The following is a 22280-nucleotide window of genomic DNA, read 5'->3' as shown; positions in this document are numbered from 1 at the left end:
GGCCGGCTTCACCCTGCTTGACCTGGGTCAAAACGGACCTCGATGCGTGAATTAGGCTCCCTTCCATCGAAATTCGTCGATTTTTGCGGAGTCACTCATGCGCGCCCACCAAATCATGACCCGATCGGTCATCTCGGTTGCCCCCGATACCAGTATCGTCGAGGCGGCAAATATCATGCTGAAGAGGCACATTAGCGGCCTCACCGTGGTCGACGATAGTGGCAAGCTGGTCGGCGTCGTCTCGGAAGGGGACTTCATCCGCCGCAGCGAGATCGGCACCGGCCGCAAACGGGGGCGCTGGCTGCGGTTCATCCTCGGGCCCGGCAAGTCCGCCAGCGATTTCGTGCACGAGCACGGCCGCAAGGTCTCGGAAGTGATGACCGCCAAACCAGTCACCATCACCGAGGATACCGCGCTTGCGGAGATCGTCGATCTCATGGAGCGGAACAACGTGAAGCGCCTGCCGGTGGTGCGCGGCGACAAGGTGGTCGGGATCGTCTCCCGCGCCAACCTGCTGCAGGCGGTCGCTGGCCTCGCCCGCGAGGTGCCGGATCCGACCGCCAACGACGATCACATTCGCGGCCGCATCATCGAGACGATGGAGAAGAACGACTGGTGCCCGTTCGGGCTGAACGTCATCGTCCGCGACGGCATCGTTCATCTCAGCGGCGTGATCACCGAGGAACGCACGCGGCAGGCCGCGGTCGTCGCGGCGGAGAACGTGGAAGGCGTGAAGAAGGTGCACGACCATCTGTGCTGGGTCGACACCATGTCGGGCGTCTATCTGAACTCGCCTGAGGACGACGATCTCGCCAAGGCGGGCTGAGCTTGACTCAGTTGGGAATGACGGCGGTGGCCTCGATCTCGACGCGCGCCGTCTTCTCGACCAGGCGCACGACCTGAAGCAGCGCCATCGCGGGATAGTGCGCACCGAAGATGGCTCGGTAGACCCTGCCCAGCTCCTTCAGGTTCGCCAGATATTCGTCCATGTCGACGACATACCAGGTCAGACGAACGAGGTGCTCGGGCCGGGCACCGGCCTCGGCCAGAATCGCGGCGATGTTGCTCAGGGTCTGGCGCACCTGCGCGACGAAGCCATCCGCGAGACGCTCTTCGGCGTCCCAGCCGATCACACCGCCGGTGACGACGATGCGCCCTTCAGCCACCATTCCGTTGGCATAGCCCTTCGGCACAGGCCAGCCGGAAGGCTGAAGCACCTGCGCTCCAGAACGAATGCCATCTTCGGCTGCGGTCGGCAGCACCGCAAGCTGCGGGCCTTTCGGCGTCGTCACGGACAATTCTCGATCCTTTTCATTCTGCCGCGACGCCCGATGACGTCACGGCGGCCTGCGCCAGTTGCCGCAGGGCGAAGCGTTTCAATTTGCCGGTCTCTGTCTTGGGTAGCTGCGTCACGAACTCGATCGCGCGCGGATATTTGTACGGCGCGATCTCGCGTTTGACATAGTCCTGCAACTCGGCCGCCAGCTGAGCATCCGGCGTCACCCCAGGCGCGGCAATGACGTAGGCCTTCACGATCATTCCGCGCGCCTCGTCCGGTGCTCCAACCACGCCGCACTCGATGACGGAGGGATGCGTCAGCAGCGCCGACTCGACATCCGTTCCTGCGATGTTGTAGCCGGCCGATACGATCATGTCGTCGGAGCGCGACTGATACCAGAAATAACCGTCGCTATCCATCAGATAGGTGTCGCCGGTGATATTCCAGCCGTTCTGGACGTATTTACGCTGACGATCGTCGGCGAGATAGCGACAGCCAGTCGGCCCACGCACGGCCAGACGGCCCATCTTGCCCGGCGGCATGTCGTCACCGGCGTCATCGACGATCTTGGCCTCGTAGCCCGGCACCGGCTTGCCGGTCGCGCCCGGCCTGATCTCATCTTCGGTCGCACTGATGAAGATGTGCAGCATCTCGGTCGAGCCGATGCCGTCCATCAGCTTGATGCCGGTGGCCTTGAGCCAGGCATCGAAGGTCGGCTTGGGAAGGGTCTCGCCGGCAGAGACGCATTTGCGCAGCGAGGAAATGTCGCGGCCCGGAAGCTTGCCGATCATGGCGCGGTATGCGGTCGGCGCCGTAAAGCAGACCGTGGTCTTGTAGTGCTCGATCGCATTCAGGATGTCGTCCGGGGTCGTCTTCTCCAGCACGACGAAGGAGGCGCCTATGTGCATCGGGAACAGCACACCACCGAAGCCGAAGGTGAACGCGAGTGGCGCCGACCCGACGAAGCGATCCGTCTGTTCCGCGCGCAAGATGTTGCGCGCATAACCGTCGCAGACTGCCAGCATGTCGCGGTGAAAATGCATGGTGCCTTTGGGATCGCCCGTCGTGCCCGACGTGAAGGCGATCAGGCAGATGTCGTCGGAGGCGGTATCGACAGCTGTGAACTCAGGGCTTGCGTCGGCGATCAAGGCCTCGAGCGAGTCAGCGGCGCCATTGCCCCAATAGACCACGCGCTGGAGCCCGGGCGCCGAGGCCTTCGCCTTCTCCATCTCATCGGAAAGTTTGCCATCGCAGAGCGCGAGCGTGATTTCCGCCTTCTGGATCGGATAGGACAGCTCCTTGGCACGCAAGAGCGGCATCGTCGCAACGCAAATGCCCCCTGCCTTGATCACCGCAAGATAGGTCGCGACCATCATCGGATTATTGGCGGAGCGCAGCAGCACGCGGCCGCCGGTCACGAGACCCAGCTTGCCGACCAGCACGTTCGCGATGCGGTTCACGAGCGCCTGCAGTTCGCGATAGGTGTAGCTGACGGCGGGACTCATGACGCAGGGCGCATCGCCACGGCCCTCTTCGACCCAACGGTCGAGGAAATAGCTGACGCAATTCAGCCGCGACGGATATTGCAGCTCCGGCCGCGTGAAGATGAACTCGGGCCAAAACTCCCGCGGCGGCAGGTGCTGCCGCGCGAACGTATCGACATGGGCCGTCGCGGCGTTGCCGTCATGCGAGCCCGAGACTTGAACCTTCGCGGCGTTGGCCATCGCACGCTCCTTTGCGCATGGAAAGCACCCGGCAGCACTATCTGGGAAACATTTTAGGCTTAAAGCAATTCGGCGCAATAGTGGATTTTGGGCATCCCATGCAATTTCCTGCGGCAAAGTGGGATTAGCGGCCCCGCCCGTCGGGGGCTCAGGAGCGGCGGCGTGCAGCCGATTTCTGCGCCGACGCCTTTGTCTTGGCGAGGAGCCTCATCAGCTCGCGCACATCCTTCGGCGTCAGGTCGGCGAACAGATCGGCGATCCAGGTCTCGTGCTCGGCAGCCATCCTGCGGAACTCGGCGCGGCCGAGTTTTGTGAGACGGATCACCTGGACCCGGCGGTCCGTCTCCGAGGTCCGCCGGTCGAGATGGCCGGATTCGACGAGCCGCTCGACGAGGCCGGTAACGTTGCCGTTCGACACCATCATGCGCTTGGAGACGTCGGACAGCGTCATGCCGTCCGGTGCCTTGTCGAGCTGCGCCATCAGATCGAAGCGGGGCAACGTGACATCGAAGCGCTGTCGCAGCCGGCCGCGCACTTCGCCTTCGATCAGGGTCGTGCAGGTGAGCAGCCGCAGCCATAACCGAAGCTCCTCGGCATGGTCCTCCGGCGTCTCGACGGCTTTGGTCTCGGAATCGAGCATCTTGATGCATTCACGCACGGCCGGCATTGGCGCCGGCACGGATTCCCCAACATTTTGAGCTTCAAATAAATCCGCAGCGACCGCAAGCCTAAAGCTGCAACAATCGACCGCACGCCAATTTCTTTAAGCTTCAAGCAATTGGCGCGGCGCTTGCATGAACGTCGCCTGCGATGGCGCGACGTCGCGGCCTTGCTTGCCGCGGCAGCCATCATCGGCATAAGCTTGGATCGGAGCACGCGGCTTGCGACGCAAGCCCTGATGTCACGGGGGATGGATCATGAAGACGCAATTGACCTTGACCGCAGCGGCCTTGTTGCTTGGCACCGCGATCAGCCCTGCCCTTGCCCAGGAAAAGATCAAGCTGGGCGTGATCGTGACCCTGTCGGGACCTGCAGCCGCGCTTGGCCAGCAGGTTCGCGACGGCTTTGCGCTAGGCGTGAAGGACCTTGGCAGCAAGATGGGCGGCCGCGATGTCGAGGTCGTCGTCGTCGACGATGAGCTCAAGCCGGACGCGGCTGTGACCAAGGTCAAGGGGCTGCTCGAACGCGACAAGGTCGACTTCGTGGTCGGCCCGATCTTTTCCAACATTCTCCAGGCCATCCATCGGCCCGTCACGGAATCCAAGACCTTCCTGATCAGCCCCAATGCCGGGCCGTCGACTTTTGCGGGCAAGGACTGCAACCCGTTCTTCTATGTGACATCATATCAGAACGACCAGGTGCACGAGATCCTCGGCAAGGTGGCGCAGGATCGCGGTTACAAGCGCATGTATCTGATGGTGCCGAACTATCAGGCCGGAAAGGATTCAGTGGCCGGCTTCAAGCTCGACTACAAGGGCGAGATCGTCGAAGAGTCCTACATGCCGCTGAACACGCTGGACTTCCAGCCGGAGCTTTCCAAGATTTCCTCGCAGAAGCCCGATGCACTCTTCACGTTCATGCCCGGCGGCCTGGGCGTCAATCTGGTCAAGCAGTACAAGCAGGCCGGTCTTGCCGACAGCATTCCGGTGCTCTCGGCGTTCACGGTGGATGAATCCACGCTGCCGGCGCAGCAGGATGCCGCGGTCGGCATGTTCGGCGGCGCGAACTGGGCGCCCAATCTCGACAATCCCCAGAACAAGAAATTCGTTGCCGCCTACGAGGCCGCCTATAACGTCGTGCCCGGCACCTACGCCTTCCAGGCCTATGACGCCGCAATGCTGATCGACAGCGCCATCAAGGCCGTGAAGGGCGACCTCTCGAACAAGGATGCGGTCGCGGCCGCCTTGAAGAAAGCCGACTTCACCTCGCTGCGCGGCGCCTTCAAGTTCAACACCAACGGTTATCCGATCCAGGATTTCTATCTGACCAAGGTCGCCAAACGTCCGGACGGCAAGTTCCAGACCGAGATCGTTCAGAAAGTGTTTGAGAATTACGGCGACCGCTACGCCAAGGACTGCAAGGCGGCGAACTGAGGCTGCGCGTCGCGTTAAAGGGAGAACTGCATGAAAAGTGAAATCACCGGCATCACGCGGGCCAACGAGGGTATCCAGGGCATTTCCTGGAACATCCTCGGCCAGACCTATGTGCCGAAGAGCAACACCGAACACAGCTTCTCCTGGCACGCCACCTTGCCACCGGGCACGTTCGTGCCGCCGCACATCCATCCCGATCAGGATGAATATCTCTACATGCTGGAGGGCAAGCTCGATTTCATGCTTGGCAATTCCGAGTCGCAGGCGACCCCAGGCGATCTGATCCGCCTCGGCATGGGCGTGCCGCACGGCATCTTCAACAAGTCGGAGCAGACCGCGAAAGTGCTGTTCTGGGTGTCGCCAACCAAGAAGCTGTTCGACCTGTTCTGGGGCCTTCACAATATGAAGGAACAGAAGCCGGAGGACGTGGTGGCGCTGGCCGCCGAGTTCAACATCCACTTCCTGCCGCCGCCTCCTGGCGGCTAGCAGCGGGTTTAAGCGCGCACTGCCGCGAGGCCCGGCACGGCGGCGAAGCCGGCCTTGGTCGCGTAGCCGCGCACGATCGCCTCACGCTGGGAATAGCTCAGCACGTTGTCGACATTGTCGAAGCCGTCGGGCGCAAGCTGCTCGACGGCGTCGATGACGCCCTCAGGGCCGCCGCGCCGATTGGAGCGAACGATGTCGGCGGTCATCGGCAGGCGTTTCTTCTCGTATTCCATCAGTGCCTGGCGCGGGTGCTCGGCACGCACCAACGCATCGGCAAGGCAGCGTGCATCGAGGATTGCCTGCGAGGCGCCGTTCGAGCCGACCGGATACATGGGATGCGCGGCATCGCCGAGCAGCGTGACGCGCCCGGACGACCAATAGGGCAAGGGATCCCGGTCGCAGGTCGGATACTCGTAGAATTCGGGCGTCGCCGAGATCAGACTCTTCACGTCGATGTAGGGCACCGAAAAGCGCGCGACATGCGGCATCAACTCCTCCCGCCGGCCCGGCCGCGACCAGTCCTCTTTCCGCGGCGGCGGCGCATTGCCCTCACCGACCTTGACCAGCACCGCCCAGTTGGTGAGGCGGCTCGCGGGGCTGGATCCTTCCGCGATCGGATAGATCACCACCTTGGCGTTGAGGCCACCGGCCACGATCATCGACTTGCCAGTGAGGAACAGCGGCCAGTCGCGCGCACCGCGCCACAGCATCAGGCCGTTCCAGCACGGCGGCCCCTCATTGGGGAACAGCGTGTCACGGACACGCGAATGGATGCCGTCAGCACCGATCAAAATATCGCCGCGCGCGGTGTGGACATGCGCGCCGGCACGATCGAAGAAATAGGCGGTGACACCGCCCTCGTCCTGCGTGAAGGCGCCGAGCCGACAACCGGTGTGAATTGCCTCCGGCCCGAGCCGCTCCTCGACGGCCCGATGGATGACGCCCTGAAGCCTGCCGCGATGGATCGAGAATTGCGGCACGTCGTGGCCGGCGTCGACTCCACGAGCTTCGCGCCAGACCTCCTGGCCATGGCGGTTGAGATAGTAGAGCTGGTCGGTGCGGACCGCGACGTCGTCAAGCTTCTGAAGCAGGCCGAGGCTAGCAAGCTCGCGCATTGCATGGGGCAGCGTGTTGATGCCCACGCCAAGTTCGCGAATGGTGTCCGATTGCTCGAAAATTTCACAACCGATGCCACGAGCCCGCAGCATCAGCGCCGTGGTGAGACCACCGATACCGCCACCGACGATAATCGCCTTCATCGCCCTCAACTCCACTCAAAACACGCCAGGCAATGGGTTAACGTCGCACGGCCGGTCACTCCGCCGCAAGCGGCTTTGTCGCCTCCGCCTTGAGCTCGGCCCGCGTCTTGGGCTTAGCCTTAATTCTCAGCTCCTCGAGATCCAGCCTGTCGCGCACGCTGTTGCGGAAAATCTGCTCTTTTCCAGGCAGATATTGCGGCGGGCAGAACGCTCCGTCCGCTCCGTACCAGGCCGCCGCCTTCATGGTGAAGAAAGGGTCGACAAGATGCGGCCGCCCGAGCGCAACGAGGTCCGCCCGACCGGCGGCTAAAATGGTATTAGCCTGATCCGCGGTCGTAATGTTGCCGACACACATGGTGGCGACGCGCGCCTCGTTGCGGACCTGGTCGGAGAACGGCGTCTGGAACATGCGCCCATAGATCGGCTGTGCATCGCGGACGGTCTGGCCGGTCGAGACATCGACGAGATCGACACCGGCCTCCGCAAAGGCGCGCGCGATCGCGACAGCATCGTCGCCGGTGATGCCGCCGTCCGCCCAATCGGTCGCGGAAATACGGACCGACATCGGCTTGTGCTTCGGCCACACCGCGCGAAGCACCTCGAAGACCTCAAGCGGAAATCGCAGACGGTTGGCGAGCGAGCCGCCGTAGTCATCGGAGCGCGTGTTCGTCAACGGCGAGATGAAGCTCGCAAGCAGATAACCGTGGGCACAGTGAAGTTCGAGCATATCGAATCCACAGCGCTCGCCGCGCTCCGCTGCCGCGACGAACGAATCTCTCACTGCGTTCATGCCGGCCCGATCAAGCTCGCGCGGCACCTGGCTGTCAGGAAAATAGGGCAGCGGCGACGCCGAGAACACCTCCCAGCCCCCCTCGTCGAGGGGCCGGTCGATACCATCCCACATCAGCTTGGTCGCCCCCTTGCGGCCGGCATGCCCCAATTGCAGGCAAATCTTCGAAGCCGAGTTGGCGTGGACGAAATCCACGACGCGGCGCCACGCGGCCTCCTGCTCGTCGTTCCACAGCCCGGCGCAACCGGGCGTGATCCGGGCGTCGCGGCTGACGCAGGTCATTTCCGTGAAGATCAGGCCGGCGCCGCCGATCGCGCGCGAGCCGTAATGGACCAGATGGAAGTCAGTCGGCACGCCCTCCTTCGCGGAATACATGCACATCGGCGACACCACCGCGCGATTGGAGATCTCCATCTCACGCAAGCGAAACGGCTGGAACAGCGGCACCACCGGCTTGTCGGTGTTGACGTCGAAGCCATTGCTGCGAACCTGCCTGGCAAACGACTTCTCGACCTCCGCCACGAAATCCGGAGCGCGGAGTTTCAGATTGTCGTAGGTGATCGCCTTCGAGCGCGTCATCACGCCGAATGCGAACTGAACGGGATCAAACTCCCAGAAGCGGTCGACGTGCTCGAACCAGACCAGCGAGACGTCGGCGGCATGCTGCGTCTTCTCGACCTCCTCGCGCCTTCCGTGCTCGTAGACCTCCAACGCGGCCTGAATGCTGGGCTCTCTCTCCATCGCCTCAGCCAGCGCGATCGCATCTTCCATCGCCAGCTTGGTGCCGGAACCGATCGAGAAATGGGCGCTCGCCTTGGCATCGCCGAGCAGCACCATGTTGTCCTTGACCCAGCGCTTGCTGCGGATCATCGGGAAATTGCGCCACATCGAGCGGTTGGTGAGCAGCTTATGCCCGTCGAGGAACCAGCCGAAGATGTCGGCCATGCGTGCGGCGGACTGGGTCTCGTTGAGCCCCGTCAGCCCCGCGCGCTCGAACGTCTCCGGATCAGTCTCGAAAATCCAGGTCGAGTGCCCGGCCTCGTACTGATAGGCGTGGGCGATGAACGGGCCCCACTCTGTCTCCTGGAAGATGAAAGTGAAGGCATCGAGCGACCTGGTCGAGCCCATCCAGGCGAACTTGTTGGAGCGGAGATCGACCTCGGGCTGGAAATGATCGACATATTTCTCGCGAAAACGGCTGTTGATGCCGTCTGCGATCAGAACGAGATCGGCATCGGCGAAGCGGGATTCGTCCTCGATATCCACCTCGAAATGCAAGACGACGCCGAGCTCGCGCGCGCGCTCCTGGAGGATCAGGAGCAACTTCTGCCGCGAGCAGCCACAAAAACCGTTACCACCGACCCGATGGACGGTGCCGCGGAAATGCACGGCGATGTCGTCCCAGTACGCGAACTCCTGGGTGATGCGGCGATAGCTCGGAAGATCGTGTTTCTCGAAATTGTCGAGCGTCGCGTCGGAGAACACGACGCCGAAACCGAACGTGTCGTCGGCACGGTTGCGCTCATATACGGTGATATCAGCGCTCGGGCGCTGCTTCTTGAGCAGGATCGCTGCGTAGAGACCCGCAGGTCCACCACCGATAATCGCGACTTTCATGGGAGCCTCGCCAATTGACCCGGCGAAATTATTTTAACCCTAAAATAATCTCGCGCAAGTCCCCGTCACCGGCCTCCCCCAGGAATGGCCCGCCGGCTCAGTCGCCCCTGAAGACCGGCTTGACCTTGTTGGCGAAAGCTTCGAAGGCGCGCTCGAAATCGGCCGTCGTCATGCACAGCGCTTGTGCAACGGCCTCCGCCTCGATCGCCTCTTCCACCGACATCGCCCATTCCATGGCCAGCATGCGCTTGGTCATGGTGTTGCCGAAGGTCGGGCCGTCCGCGACCTGTTTGGCCAGCAGTTGCGCCTGCGGCAGCACCTGCTCAGGCGTGACGATGCGGCTGAAGAAGCCCCAGCGCTCCCCCTCCTCCGCGGTCATGAACCGGCCGGTGTAGAGCAGTTCGGAAGCGCGGGACTGTCCGATGATCCGCGGCAGGATCGCGCAGGCACCCATGTCGCAGCCGCCGAGACCGACCTTGTTGAATAGGAACGCCACCTTGGCTCCGCTCGCCGCGAGGCGCATGTCCGATGCCATGGCAATGATGGCGCCGGCGCCAGCGCAAATGCCCTCGACCGCGGCGACGATCGGCTGCGGGCAAGCCCGCATCGCCTTGACGAGGTCACCGGTCATCCGCGTGAACGCCGTCAGCCCCTTAGTATCCATCTTCACGAGCGGGCCGATGATCTCGAACACATCGCCGCCGGACGAGAAATTGCCGCCGGCACCGGTGATGACGAGAGTCTTGACCGCGTCGTCGAACGCGCAGGCGCGGAAGAAATCCGTCAGTTCCCGGTAGCTCTCGAAAGTCAGCGGATTCTTGCGCTCGGGACGGTTGAGCGTCACGGTGGCAACACCATCGACAACGGCCAGCAGGAAGTGCTGCGGCGAATAGTCCGCCAGCGGCAAGGTCACGGGATTGGCTGGTCTGCTCATGCGATCTCCTTAAGCTTCCTAGTTCTGCTTGCGGCACACGCTAGATTTCACCACCGGCCACGGCAATTGCCTGCCCGGTGATCGCGCCAGCGCTCATGCCGCACAACCAAAGAACCGCGTCTGCAACCTCCTGAGGCGTGATCAGCCGTCCCTGCGGATTGTGCTTGGCCAGTTCGGCGATTGCCTGCTCGCGGGTTCGTCCCGTCTTCTTCATGATGTTTTCGATGCTGCCGGCGACAAGATCAGTATCGGTAAAGCCGGGACACACCGCATTCACGGTCACATTACTCCCCGCCATTTCCAGGGCTAACGAACGCACCAGACCGACCACGGCGTGTTTTGCAGCGCTGTACGCGCTGACATAGGCATAGCCCTTCAGGCCCGCGGTCGACGCGACTGCGACGATGCGACCATAGGGGCGGTCCTTCATCTCCGGCAACACAGCATGGACGGCATGGACCACGCCCATGAAATTGACGTCCATCATGCGCGCAAACAGTGCGCTATCCGATTTTGAGAACGGCGCGGATTCGGCACTGCCGGCGTTGGCGACCAGGATATCGATCGGCTTTCGCGCATGCGCTTCGGCCACCGCTGCCTTCAGCGCAGCTTCATCCGAGACGTCGGCGACGGCTGCAAAGTGCGCGGCGCCCGCATTGACCGCCTCTTCGAGAGTTGCGGCATTCCGCCCAAGCACCGTAACCGTGGCGCCAGCTCCAGCCAAAGCCCCTGCAATCGCACGACCGATGCCGCGGCCCCCACCAGTCACTAGTGCGTGCGGCGAATGCGGCAATCCGGACATGCGCTGACTCCCCGACGCGGCTGCGCGTCTGTGCTTCGGATATATTTTAATCTTCAAGCTTTTGCAACGAAGCGTCCTCTCGACCCCGGCAAACAGACAGCGGGGGAAGACCGGCCTGAAAATTGCTTTAAGTATAAAATTATCTCTTCCCATCGCCCGCAGGCCTGTTAGCATCCCCGGGCCGAGCAAAAGGATGTCGCGTGTCGCAGCCTGCGCCAATGATAACAAAGGACGGACGCTTCGCCTATGAAGCTGCGGGCGAGCCGAGCGCGATACCTCTGATTTTCCTGCATGGCATCGGCGGCGCAGCGCGGGCCTGGCGGCAGCAGCTTGCCACATTCGGTAACCGCTTCCGCGCAATCGCATGGGACATGCCGGGCTATGGCGGATCTGCACCGCTCACCCGCGTGAGCATCGCTGCGCTGGCCGATGCCCTTCAGCAATTCATCGAGCAAATCGGCGCGGCGAAACCTATTCTGGTGGGCCATTCGATCGGCGGCATGATCGTTCAGAAGTGGCTGGTGCAATCGCCGGGACTTGCACGGGCGGTCGTGCTGGCACAGACCAGCCCAGCCTTTGGCAAAGCCGACGGCGACTGGCAGAAATCGTTCATCGCTGCACGGCTCGGGCCGCTCGATCGCGGGGAGACGATGCAGTCGCTGGCCCCTTCCCTGGTGAAGGAGCTCGTCGGTGACAATCCCGATCCGAAGGGGATGGAGCTTGCGCGCGAGTGCATGGCAGCCGTGCCGGAGGCGAGCTATCGCGCCATGATGCTCGCCTTGATCGGATTCGATCAGCGCAGCACGCTCAAGGACATTTCCGCGCCGACGCTGCTTCTGTCCGGCTCCAAGGACAACAATGCGCCTGCGCCGATGATGGCGAAGACGGCGACCTACATTCCTTCGGCTGAATATGTCGAGCTCGCTGGCGTCGGCCATCTCGCCAACCTCGAACGTCCCGATGCCTTTGACGAGGCTCTCGGCCGATTCGTGAACTCCATCGCGACCAAAGCGTAAGGTGACTGCGCAATGACCATGCAAGTCAGCAAGACTATCGGCACGACCGACAAGGTCGCGCTGGATGCACCGATCTTCGATCCCGTCGCATTCCGCTTGAATGACGAGCAGGCCGGCATCATCACGCGCGCACGAGAGATCGGTCAGAGCGTGTTCGCGGGTCGCGCAGCCACCTACGATCGCGAGGCGGTCTTCCCGAGCGAGAACTATCGCGACCTGCATCGCGTCGGTCTGCTTGGAATTGCCGTCCCCAAGAAACATGGCGGCCTTGGCGCGGACTACCAGACTTACGCGTTAGCGGCCGCCGAGATCGGCCGGTATTGCGGCGCGACCGCGCTCACCTGGAACATGCATGTCTGTTCGACACTGTGGTCGGGCCCGCTCGCCGATGATCTCGACATGGACGCTGAGACCCGCGCCGAGCACGAGCGGCGGCGGGCCGTCCACTACAAGCGCATCGTCGAGGACGGCGCGATCTATTCGCAACCCTTTTCGGAGGGCGGCGCTGCCGCCGCAGGTGGCGTTGCCTTCGGCACGGAAGCAAAGCCGGTCGCGGGCGGCTGGATCGTCAACGGGAAGAAGATCTTTGCATCGCTGTCCGGCCATGCTGACTATTACGGCGTGCTCTGCACCGAGATCGAGGAAGGCGAGAAGGCCTCGCGCCGCAACACCCTCTACCTCGCCATCTCGGCGAAATCGAAAGGTGTCTCTGTCGTCGGGGACTGGGATCCGCTCGGTATGCGCGGAACGGTCTCCCGGACACTTCTGTTCAAGGACGTGTTCGTACCGGAGGATTCTGCGCTGATGCCGCGCGGCGTCTATTTTCAGGCCGCGATGCGTTGGCCGCACATGTTCCTGACGCTGTCGCCGACCTATATGGGCCTTGCGCAAGCCGCCTACGATTTCACCGTGCGTTATCTACGTGGCGAGGTGCCGGGAATGCCGCCGGTCAAGCGCCGGATGTATCCGACCAAGCAGATTGCGGTCGCACAGATGCAGATCAAGCTGGAGCAGATCAAGGCAATCTGGTTCCAGGCTGTCACTGAAGCCTGTGCCAGTCCGAGCAAGGAGCAGGTGCTGCGCGCCTATGCCGCGCAATACTCGGTGATGGAGGGTGCCAACGAGTTGGCGGCGCTCGCGATCCGCACTTGTGGCGGTCAGGCCATGCTTCGGTCGCTGCCGCTCGAGCGCATCTATCGCGACAGCCGCTGCGGCTCGCTGATGCTGCCCTGGACGGCGGAGCTATGCCTCGACCGGATCGGCCGCGAGGCGCTGTACGAGGCCGGCGAAACGGACGACTGACAGTGGATCTCTGTAGTCTGATCGATCGCAACGCGGCCTTCGCGCCAGATAAGACGGCCATTTCCTTCGAGGGGGAACGGCTAAGCTACGGCGAATTCGCAGCACGCATCGGGCGGACTGCCACGGCTTTGAAGGAGGAGTTCGGCGTCGGCCGAGGCGACCGCGTCGCGATCCTGAGTTTGAACCGGCCGGACTATCTGGTCCTACTCTACGCATGCGCACGACTCGGCGCGATGCTGGTGCCGCTGAACTGGCGGCTCGCCGTCGCCGAGCAACTCTTCATTCTCACCGATGCGGGCGCCAAGGTGCTGGTGCTCGAGCAGGCATTCGAGGGCGTTTTTCTTGGGCTTGCACCGGGAACGGCCGTCATCGGGTTCGATTTCACGCCACCTCATGGCACGACATTCGAAGCTTTGCTGGCTCGCAGCGAAGGCAATGGTCGCAACCCGCATACCGATCTCTCCTGCCCGCTGCTCATCGTGTACACTTCAGGAACGACAGGACGGCCGAAAGGCGCGGTGCTGCGCCAGGAGGCCTTGTTCTGGAATGGCGTCATGAGCCAGCACATGCACAACATGACGTCCGACGATCACGTGCTGACGGTATTGCCGTTCTTCCATGTCGGCGGCCTCAACATCCAGACTACGCCGGCGCTTCAGCTGGGCGCGACCGTCACGATCCACGCTCGGTTCACACCGGACACCGCGCTCGCAGCCATCGAGCGAGAGAGGCCAACACTGACCGTGATGGTCCCGGCGATCATTCAGGCCGTGAGCGAGCATCCCGCCTGGGCTACCGCCGATCTGTCGTCGCTAAGGGCCGTCGCCACCGGCTCGACCATTGTGCCGCCGCACCTGATCGATCGTATCGCCTCGCGCGGAGTGCCGGTGCTTCAGGTGTACGGCTCGACGGAAACGTGCCCCATTGCCGTTTACACCCGGCTTGGCGGCGATCTTTCGCGCGCGGGATCAACCGGACTTGCCGGCCTGTGCTGCGAGGCGAAGGTGGTCGATCAGGCCGGTACTGAAGTGCAAGCGGGCACGCCGGGCGAGATTGCGTTGCGTGGCCCTAACGTGTTCTTTGAATATTGGGGCAACGCGGATGCAACGCGCGATGCGCTGCACGACGGCTGGTATCGTACCGGCGATATCGGCTTGTGCGACGCGGACGGCTATTTCTGGGTCCGCGATCGCAAGAAAAACATGATCATTTCCGGGGGAGAAAACGTCTACCCGGCCGAGGTCGAACGCGTGCTGCTCGAGCATCCCGATGTCAGCGAGTGCGCCGTGATCGGCAGGCCGGATCCGCGCTGGGACGAGGTGCCGATCGCCTATGTGATCCGGCGATCCGGGTGCAAACTCGAGGCAGACGAACTGAGAGCACATCTTCAGGTCCAGCTCGCCCGTTACAAGATTCCGCGCGACATCGTCTTCGTAACCGACCTACCGCGCACCGCGCTGGGAAAGGTCCAGCATTTCCTGCTGAAGCAACTTGATGCGCAGGCGCGCGCGCAAGGAGAAGCATCTTGAAGATTGCTGTTCTGGGTGGGGGAAACGGCTCTTTCGCCGCCGCGGGCGATTTCGCGCTGTCGGGACATCAGGTCCGGCTCTGGCGCCGCGATGCAGAGGCGGTCGCTGCACATCGCGCCGCCGGCTCGCGCATCCTGGTGAAGGACCACAACGGCCGTCACGACGTCAAACTGGCGCTGGTGACGACAGATATCGCCGAGGCCATCGGCGGTACCGAACTGATCCTGTGCCCCGCCCCCGCTTTCGCACAGCCGGATATCGCTCGCCTGCTTGCTCCGCATCTGCAGGACGGCCAGGTCGTGTTTCTGCCGCCGGCAACATTCGGCTCGATGATCTTCGCACAAGCTGCGCGGGATGCCGGCAATCGCGCCAAAGTGAGCTTTGCGGAGACTGGCACATTGCCCTGGCTGACGCGCAAGCACGGGCCATTCGAGGTCGCGATCACGATCCGTGCCAAACGATTGCCGGTCGGCGTGTTTCCGCTTGATCTGGCACCGCACGCGCTCAAGGTGATCGGATACGCGTTTCCGGATGCGATCGAGCCGTGTGGAGACGCGCTGTCCGGGGCACTGATGAACGCGGGCCCCATCATCCATCCGCCGCTGATCGTGATGAACGCAGGGCCGATCGAACATTTCGAGCGGTGGGACATTCACAAGGAAGGAACGCAAGCCGCGGTCCGGCGGGTTACCGATGCGCTTGACGCCGAGCGGATCACAGTGCGCGAGGCGCTTGGATATGGCGCGCCGCATTTTCCGCTCGCTCACCACTACGCCAAGGAAGGCGAGATCTGGATGTATGGCCGCGGTTCGCATGACCGACTGACCGATTCCGGCGATTGGCGCGAACGCATCGTGCTGACCGAGCATCGCTATATGCGCGAGGATCTGCGGCTGGGGCTTTCGCTGCTGGTATCCATCGCTGGCCTGGCAGGGGCGGCCACGCCGCTGGCGAAAGCCTTTCTGGCCATCGGCGGCGCGGTCTGCGGAGAGGATTTTGCGCGAGGGGGGCGGACGCTTGAGACGATGGGGCTAGGCAATCTCGGCAGGACCGAATTGCAGGCGCTTCTTCGCACGGGGTTTTAGCCGATGACCACTCGCGCCAACATTGCCTGTCTCGGGGCCGGCCGCATGGGACGCGGCATTGCCGTCGCGTTCGCTTACGCAGGCCACCGGGTCACCATGATCGACGTCAAGGCCCGCTCCGCCGAAGACTTCTCCAAGCTGGAGGCGGACGCGCTCGGCGAAGTCAGGAAGACATTTGCCAGCCTATCGAAGCTTGGCCTGCTGGCCGAGGCCGATGTCGACCCGCTCATAGCGCGTGTTTCGGTCGTGCCCGCCGCACAAAGCAGTGCGGTGCTGTCCGAGACCGGAATGGTCTTCGAGGGCGTTCCGGAGGTCGTCGAGCTCAAACGGGAGGTGTTGGGGGCAGCTTCAAAGCAGGTCGGACCGGACACGATCATCGCATCGACGACGTCGACCATCCTCGTCGACGATTTGTCCGGCGTGATCGAATATCCCCGCCGCTTTCTCAACGTGCACTGGCTCAACCCGGCCTATCTGATCCCGCTGGTGGAAGTTTCGCCCGGCAAAGCTACCGACCCTGCCATCATCGACGAAGTCAAGGCACTGCTCGAAGGCATCGGCAAGGTGCCGGTGGTCTGCGCCGCGACGCCAGGCTTCATCGTTCCGCGCATCCAGGCACTGGCGATGAACGAGGCCGCACGCATGGTCGAGGAAGGCGTTGCCAGCGCCGAGGAGATCGACAAGGCGATCCGCTATGGCTTCGGCTTCCGCTACGCCGTGCTTGGACTGCTCGAATTCATCGACTGGGGCGGCGGCGACATCCTGTATTACGCCAGCCGCTATCTCGAAGGCGCGCTCGGCAGCGACCGCTACCGGGCGCCCGACGTCATTTCGCGAAACATGCAGGAAGGGCGGATCGGCCTACGAACGGGCTCCGGCTTTCTTGACTATTCCGGCCTCGACGTCGACGCCTATCGGGCAAAGCGGCTTCAGGCCATGGTCGACCTGCTCCGTCACTTCGACCTGGCTCGCCCGCCCGTGCTCGATCGCGGCTAGCCGAAGACATCCTGAAGCACGCCTTCGCGAACGACCGCGACACCATCGAGTTCGATAGTCGTTCCCATCATCGGCAAGTCGAAATGGCCGGCCGTATAGCGGCCGGCGAATTCGTTCGCGCCGGTCGAGAACAGGAAGTTGCCGGAAACGGCACGAATTTCGGTACCGTTGGTGTCGCGCTGATCGTACATCGACAGCGCCTCGTAGCGAGCTCCGGGGTTCATGCCGAACCCAACATGTGACACCGCATAGGCCTCACGGTCGCCCCAGGCGGCGAGATAAGCGCGCATCATCGCGGCATCCGTCCCCTCGCCTTCCAACTCGACGACATAATCGTCCTTCAACGTCATCTTCACCGGCGAGGTCAGGTAGCGCTTGAAGGTCAGGTTGATGTCACCGGGCGCCATCACCAGCGTGCCATTGATCGTCTTGCTCTTGGGAAAGCTGACGACGATGCCGCCCGGCCAGTGCGCCAGTGTGCCGGGCTTGTCAGTCCAGCCCCACACGCCGACCGTCGAAGCTCCAACCATATCGACGTCGAGCGCGGTGCCGGCCTTCGAAGTAACCCGCATACGCTTGGTTCCTCGCAGCATCTTCGCCGCGGCACGAACGCGTTTCTCAAGCGCGGAATCCGGGACCATCCGCTCCAGCGCCTCGGGATGCTCGTTGGAGATCACCAGGATCCGCGCACCGGCCTTGAGAATTTCAGGGGTCTCCACCGCATGCATCAGCCCCTCGATAGTGCAATCCACCACGAAACCGGCCTGCTGAAGCGCGGTGATGACCGGGCCGAGCCGCTGGATCGCCTCGCTTGCTCCCGTCGAGCGAACCGGCACGATATTCCGGTTACGCGGTGTCGGCATCACCACGTGAAACGGCCGCGCCCCCATCCGCAGCAGAGCAAGCTCTGCCAGATGCACATTCAGCGCGCGCGATTGTGTCTCCGAGAGGATCGCGGCAGTATCGCCGGCCTTGACGGCACAACGCTCAAAGATCTCGCAAAATGCGTCGATCCATTTGGCCTCGATGCGATCCGCTAGCATGCTTCACTCCCGGTCTTCTGGTTTTTTATCAGTCAAATTACGCTTCGGGGAAGCCCCGCAAGAGGTACGATCGCAGGACGCCCAACAAGCCGTTCAGGATCAACCCAAGGAGCGAGATTGTAATCAGCGGCACGAACATGTCGACGGCCTGAAAGGTCCGGGCCGCTGTCACCAGCACATGGCCAAGCCCATCCGTCGATGTGATCATCTCGGCCAGAAACACCACGATGCAGGAAATGACAAGTCCGATCCGGCAGCCGGTCAGGATCGACGGCATCGCCGCCGGCAGCACCACCTTGAACAGAATTTCATAGCGCGGCGTTCCTGCCGCCATAGCCGACCAGATCAGCTTTTGCTCGACAGTGGACGCGCCGTAATAGGTAGACAGCAAGATCGGAAAGAGAGCGTCCGCCGCCACCAGGGTGATCTTTGATCCATGGCCAAAGCCCAGCAGCAGCAGTAGCGCCGGATAGAGCGCGACCTTGGGTAGCGGCGCCAATACGCGCACGATCGGCCGTACCACGGCATTGATGGCGGGATTGGCGGCAGCCGCAATACCGATGCTAACGCCAAGCACGACAGCGATCGCGAACCCGGCAAACAGCCGGATCAGGGTCGCCGCGATCTCCTGCTGAAACGTCCAGGTCACGAGTTGCTGGAGCAGCCGGCTGAAGACGAATCCCGGCGGCGGCAGCAAGACCGCAGGCGCAAAGCCAAATGACACGAGGCCTTGCCACACCGCGATCACGAGCACGATCGGTGCAACTCCGAGAAGGACAGTTGATGGGAGCACGCGTGAGGTCATGAGAAGCTCAGCGGAATGTCGAACTGAGGCTCAGACCAGCGCACAAGCCGTGCGCGGACCCGCTCGAAGATCGCATCGAGGCAGATTCCCATCGCCCCCACGATGATGATCATGGCAAATACGGTGTCGTATTGACCCATGTCGAGCGCGTTGAACAGGATGTTGCCAGCGCCGGACTGGCGGGCGATCATCTCGCTGGTGATCATTGTGATCAACGCCAGCACGAGCCCCGTGCGGCATCCGGTCAGGATCTCCGGCAGTGCAGCGGGCAGCACGATCCGGACCAGACGTTGCAGCGATGAGAGCCCCATCGCAGCGCCCGACCACATCATCTTCTCTTCGACCGCCTTGGCACCTTCAAAGCTATGATAGATCACCGGAAGACTGACGCCGAGAAAGATCACCAGCGTCTTCGTGATGTCGCCGACCCCCAGCCAAAGCATGATGATCGGCATCAGGGCTGCCTTCGGGACCGGGTAGATCACCATCAGGAGCGGATTGAAGAAAGCTGCCACCGCCCGGCTACGGCCCATCAACAAGCCGAGCGGAATCGAGACCAGCACCGCCACACCGAATCCCATTGCCATGCGACGGAGCGAGGCCAGGATGTTGATCAAGGCCTCCTTGTCGCCAAGGATGTCGGGAATCGCCCAAAGCGCCTCGAGCGCGGTCGGAAAGCTGTCGTTCTTCAGCGCGAGCGATGCGACCTGCCACATCGCCAGCAGGCCGATGCAAGCAAACACCGGGGCGGCCCGTCTGGCCAAAGCAGCCGGCGATGTCATAACGCCGATCCGCTCTCGTCGACCTCGTCGAACATGCGCTCGATATCGACGACATATTTCTGGTAGCGCGGATCGAGCAACAACTCGTTGCGGCGGCGCGGTCGCGGCAGGTCGATGTCGATGACCTGCCGGATGCGGCCGGGAGATTTCGACATCATCACGACCTTGTCCGACAGGAAGACGGCTTCATCGACCGAATGAGTGACGAACAGCACCGTTTTGCGGTCACGCTCCCAGATGTTCAGAAGATCATTCTGCAGGCGTGTCCGGGTGTGCGCGTCCAGAGCACCGAACGGTTCGTCCATCAACAGGACTTCGGGATGGTACGCGAGCGTCCGGGCGAGTGCCACGCGCTGCTTCATGCCGCCTGACAGCTCCTTCGGATAGAAATTCTCGTAACCCTTGAGGCCGACCATCTCAATCAGGGCTCGGCTCTGCGCTTCCGCCTCCGTGGCCCGCACACCTTGCTGGCGCGGACCATACATCACGTTCCCCAATACGGTCTTCCACGGAAACAGTGCGAACTCCTGGAATACCGGCCCGCGATCCGGCCCCGGTCCCGTAATCGTTTGTCCCTTCATCTTCGCCGCGCCGCTTGTCGGGCTAACGAAGCCACCGACGATGTAAAGCAGTGTCGACTTGCCGCAGCCGGACGGCCCGAGGATGGAGACGAAGGCTCCCTCTTCGATCGCCAACGAGATGTCCGATAGCGCCAGATGATCCTTGCGCGCCGAGGTCTGAAAAACCTGCGAGACGCGGTCGATCTCGATGATCTTGGAAGCCGGCAGTTGTGACGTCACCGGTTTCACCCATTCGCTCGATCTCGAAGGCATTACCTTCATCCCGCTTCTCACTTCGCTTGCGCGCAACAACCGTGTTGTTACCCCTGCTGAATGTCCTCCTTCAGCGGCTTGAGCTTAGCAAGAAACCTGCCAGACGAGCGGTTGTTTTCGCAGGGGTGCGACGCATCATTCGAACCATGGCCAATCTGCCGGACCTTCGTGTGTGACGGCTCCACCGGGCGCCTGACCAACAAGCCGCGCATATTTCGCGAGCGCACCTGCGCGGTGCCGTGGCGGCCGCGGCTTCCAATCACGTCGTCGCGCCGAGAGTTCCTGCTCGTCGACCAGCATATCCATCCGCCGGTTTGCGGCATCGATCCGAATGCTGTCGCCGTCGCGGACAAGCGCCAACGGACCGCCAACAAATGCTTCGGGAGACACGTAGCCGATACACATGCCGCGGGTCGCGCCGGAGAACCGGCCATCGGTGATCAGCGCCACTTTTTCGCCCATGCCCTGCCCGTAGATCAGCGCGGTGACGCCGAGCATCTCGCGCATGCCTGGGCCTCCGACGGGACCTTCGTTGCGGATGATGAGAACCTCACCCGCCTTATAATTGCGGTCACGAACCGCTTTGACACACGCCTCCTCGTCCTCGAAGACGCGCGCAATGCCCTCGAAAAACTGGCTCTTCAAACCCGCGACCTTGATCACGGCACCGTCCGGACAGAGGTTGCCCTTCAGAACCGCTACGCCGCCATCAGGCATGATCGGCGCACGGGAGGTGTAAACGACCTCACCATCGGGCGTGTTGGCCGTCCCATATTCTTCGGCAAGCGTGCGGCCTGTAATGGTGATGCAATGACCGTCGATATGACCGCTCTGGATCAGCTCGCGGATCACCACCGCAGCGCCGCCGATGTCGTAGACGTCCTTCGCCGTGTACTTGCCCCCGGGTCGTAGATTTCCAATCAGCGGCGTTCTGGCGAAAACCTCGCCGACATCATCGATCGTGAATGCAATACCAGCCTCGTTCGCGATCGCCGGCAAATGCAGCGCAGCGTTGGTCGAACCGCCCGTTGCAGCAACGATCGCCGCGCCATTCTCCAGAGATTTCCGCGTCACGATGTCGCGCGGTAACGGTCCGCCACGCTCCAGCATCTCCATCACCAGTCTCCCGGCGCGGCGCGAAATCTGGGCGCGCTCGGCATAGACGCCGGGCACCATCGAGACATTGGGAATGGTGAGACCCATCGCCTCCGACACCATCCCCATCGTGTTCGCGGTGAATTGCCCGGCGCATGCGCCGATGGACGGCAGGCAGGCGCGCTCGATCCGCTCGAGCGTAGCGCTGTCGATCTCTCCGGTCATGAAGCTGCCGACGGCCTCGTAGGAGTCGAGCACCGTCAGGGTACGACCGTCCACGCGACCGGGCAGCGAACTGCCACCGTAGAGGAAAATGGACGGCACGTTGCAGCGAACCATCCCCATCATTACCCCCGGCAGCGTCTTGTCGCATCCGCCGTATCCGATCAGCGCGTCGTAAGCGAGACCGTGGACAACGGCTTCGATCGAGTCGGCGATCAGCTCACGCGAAAACAGCGAAAACTTCATCCCCTCGTGATTCATGCTGATGCCGTCGGAAACCGACACGGTCGAAAATTCGCGCGGCGTACCGCCCGCCTCCTCGATCCCCGTCTTGGCCGCCACTACCTGGAAGTCATGGGTCATATTGCAGGGCGTCTGCTCGCCCTTCATGCTGACGACGCCCACCATCGGCTTGGCAATCGCCGCGTCGTCAAGCCCCATTGCGCGCATGAAAGCGCGGTGCGGAGCCCGGTCGAGGCCGTCTGTCGTTATCCGTGATCGCAACTTCTTCATACGTGCATCTTCTGCGTGCAACGTCCCGATTACCCGGAACGCCGCGATCTCCCTGCTCGGATAGTTGTGTCGGGC

The 22280-nt window shown here is 62.6% G+C and carries 20 protein-coding genes; 8 read left to right on the top strand and 12 right to left on the bottom strand.

Translation table 11 applies throughout. The features are described 5' to 3' along the window. Positions 1–97 precede the first annotated feature (97 nt). A complete protein-coding gene (locus tag FNV92_RS11105; RefSeq protein WP_143840956.1) occupies positions 98–826 on the top strand; it encodes a CBS domain-containing protein in 729 nt (242 codons plus the stop codon). A gap of 7 nt (positions 827–833) precedes the next feature. Here the strand turns inward: FNV92_RS11105 and FNV92_RS11100 are convergent, their stop codons facing one another. The 3 genes from FNV92_RS11100 to FNV92_RS11090 form a co-directional block, all read right to left on the bottom strand. Next, entirely contained in the window at positions 834–1292 is a 459-nt protein-coding gene (locus tag FNV92_RS11100) for a RidA family protein (RefSeq protein ID WP_143840957.1), read from the bottom strand. A 19-nt stretch (positions 1293–1311) separates the two neighbouring features. Continuing rightward, positions 1312–3003, bottom strand: a complete 1692-nt coding sequence (locus FNV92_RS11095) for a benzoate-CoA ligase family protein (RefSeq protein WP_143840958.1) — start codon at positions 3001–3003, stop codon at positions 1312–1314. Positions 3004–3151: 148 nt separating this feature from the next. Then, positions 3152–3670 carry a MarR family winged helix-turn-helix transcriptional regulator gene (locus tag FNV92_RS11090; protein ID WP_015684741.1) on the bottom strand — a complete coding sequence of 173 codons (519 nt, stop codon included), beginning with the start codon at positions 3668–3670 and terminating at the stop codon, positions 3152–3154. A 250-nt stretch (positions 3671–3920) separates the two neighbouring features. Between FNV92_RS11090 and FNV92_RS11085 the strand changes: the two genes are divergently transcribed. Both FNV92_RS11085 and FNV92_RS11080 read left to right on the top strand, forming a co-directional pair. Further along, positions 3921–5096 (top strand): ABC transporter substrate-binding protein, encoded by a 1176-nt coding sequence (locus tag FNV92_RS11085; RefSeq protein ID WP_143840959.1) that lies wholly within the window; start codon positions 3921–3923, stop codon positions 5094–5096. Between the two features lie 30 nt (positions 5097–5126). Further along, positions 5127–5582, top strand: coding sequence for a cupin domain-containing protein (locus tag FNV92_RS11080; RefSeq protein ID WP_015684739.1), 456 nt, complete (start codon positions 5127–5129; stop codon positions 5580–5582). Between the two features lie 8 nt (positions 5583–5590). Here FNV92_RS11080 and FNV92_RS11075 read toward each other — a convergent pair whose 3' ends face one another. From FNV92_RS11075 to FNV92_RS11060, 4 genes are all read right to left on the bottom strand, one after another. After that, the gene (locus FNV92_RS11075; RefSeq protein WP_143840960.1) at positions 5591–6841 is read right to left on the bottom strand and encodes a flavin-dependent oxidoreductase; all 1251 of its coding nucleotides are present in this window, start codon (positions 6839–6841) and stop codon (positions 5591–5593) included. Between the two features lie 55 nt (positions 6842–6896). Beyond that, complete coding sequence (locus FNV92_RS11070; protein ID WP_143840961.1) at positions 6897–9248, bottom strand: bifunctional salicylyl-CoA 5-hydroxylase/oxidoreductase; 2352 nt, start codon at positions 9246–9248, stop codon at positions 6897–6899. A 97-nt stretch (positions 9249–9345) separates the two neighbouring features. Next, positions 9346–10182 carry an enoyl-CoA hydratase family protein gene (locus FNV92_RS11065; protein WP_143840962.1) on the bottom strand — a complete coding sequence of 279 codons (837 nt, stop codon included), beginning with the start codon at positions 10180–10182 and terminating at the stop codon, positions 9346–9348. A gap of 40 nt (positions 10183–10222) precedes the next feature. Continuing rightward, on the bottom strand, positions 10223–10984 hold the full coding sequence (locus tag FNV92_RS11060) for an SDR family NAD(P)-dependent oxidoreductase (RefSeq protein ID WP_143840963.1): 762 nt from the start codon (positions 10982–10984) through the stop codon (positions 10223–10225). A 200-nt stretch (positions 10985–11184) separates the two neighbouring features. Between FNV92_RS11060 and FNV92_RS11055 the strand changes: the two genes are divergently transcribed. From FNV92_RS11055 to FNV92_RS11035, 5 genes are read left to right on the top strand one after another with little or no spacing between them, the layout of a single operon-like run. Then, positions 11185–12000, top strand: coding sequence for an alpha/beta fold hydrolase (locus FNV92_RS11055; protein ID WP_143840964.1), 816 nt, complete (start codon positions 11185–11187; stop codon positions 11998–12000). A 12-nt stretch (positions 12001–12012) separates the two neighbouring features. Next, positions 12013–13302 carry an acyl-CoA dehydrogenase family protein gene (locus FNV92_RS11050; protein WP_143840965.1) on the top strand — a complete coding sequence of 430 codons (1290 nt, stop codon included), beginning with the start codon at positions 12013–12015 and terminating at the stop codon, positions 13300–13302. A 2-nt stretch (positions 13303–13304) separates the two neighbouring features. Beyond that, a complete protein-coding gene (locus FNV92_RS11045; protein WP_143840966.1) occupies positions 13305–14831 on the top strand; it encodes a class I adenylate-forming enzyme family protein in 1527 nt (508 codons plus the stop codon). Continuing rightward, positions 14828–15916: an NAD/NADP-dependent octopine/nopaline dehydrogenase family protein gene (locus FNV92_RS11040; RefSeq protein ID WP_143840967.1), complete on the top strand. Its 1089-nt coding sequence runs from the start codon at positions 14828–14830 to the stop codon at positions 15914–15916. Before FNV92_RS11045 ends, FNV92_RS11040 begins: the two co-directional genes overlap by 4 nt. A gap of 3 nt (positions 15917–15919) precedes the next feature. Further along, positions 15920–16912 carry a 3-hydroxybutyryl-CoA dehydrogenase gene (locus FNV92_RS11035; protein ID WP_143840968.1) on the top strand — a complete coding sequence of 331 codons (993 nt, stop codon included), beginning with the start codon at positions 15920–15922 and terminating at the stop codon, positions 16910–16912. Here FNV92_RS11035 and FNV92_RS11030 read toward each other — a convergent pair. The 5 genes from FNV92_RS11030 to ilvD form a co-directional block, all read right to left on the bottom strand. Further along, on the bottom strand, positions 16909–17955 hold the full coding sequence (locus FNV92_RS11030; RefSeq protein WP_143840969.1) for a 2,5-dihydroxypyridine 5,6-dioxygenase NicX family protein: 1047 nt from the start codon (positions 17953–17955) through the stop codon (positions 16909–16911). The genes FNV92_RS11035 and FNV92_RS11030 overlap by 4 nt on opposite strands. A 37-nt stretch (positions 17956–17992) precedes the next feature. Next, positions 17993–18760: an ABC transporter permease gene (locus FNV92_RS11025; protein WP_143840970.1), complete on the bottom strand. Its 768-nt coding sequence runs from the start codon at positions 18758–18760 to the stop codon at positions 17993–17995. Then, entirely contained in the window at positions 18757–19542 is a 786-nt protein-coding gene (locus FNV92_RS11020) for an ABC transporter permease (protein WP_143840971.1), read from the bottom strand. Before FNV92_RS11020 ends, FNV92_RS11025 begins: the two co-directional genes overlap by 4 nt. Continuing rightward, entirely contained in the window at positions 19539–20384 is an 846-nt protein-coding gene (locus FNV92_RS11015) for an ABC transporter ATP-binding protein (protein WP_143840972.1), read from the bottom strand. The genes FNV92_RS11020 and FNV92_RS11015 overlap by 4 nt, the downstream gene beginning before the upstream one ends. 126 nt (positions 20385–20510) lie before the next feature. Further along, positions 20511–22205 carry a dihydroxy-acid dehydratase gene (gene ilvD, locus FNV92_RS11010; protein ID WP_143840973.1) on the bottom strand — a complete coding sequence of 565 codons (1695 nt, stop codon included), beginning with the start codon at positions 22203–22205 and terminating at the stop codon, positions 20511–20513. Between the last annotated feature and the right edge of the window lie 75 nt (positions 22206–22280).

The sequence above is a fragment of the Bradyrhizobium cosmicum genome (genome assembly GCF_007290395.2).
GTDB lineage: Bacteria > Pseudomonadota > Alphaproteobacteria > Rhizobiales > Xanthobacteraceae > Bradyrhizobium > Bradyrhizobium cosmicum.
This window is presented reverse-complemented; position numbering and strand designations above follow the sequence as displayed.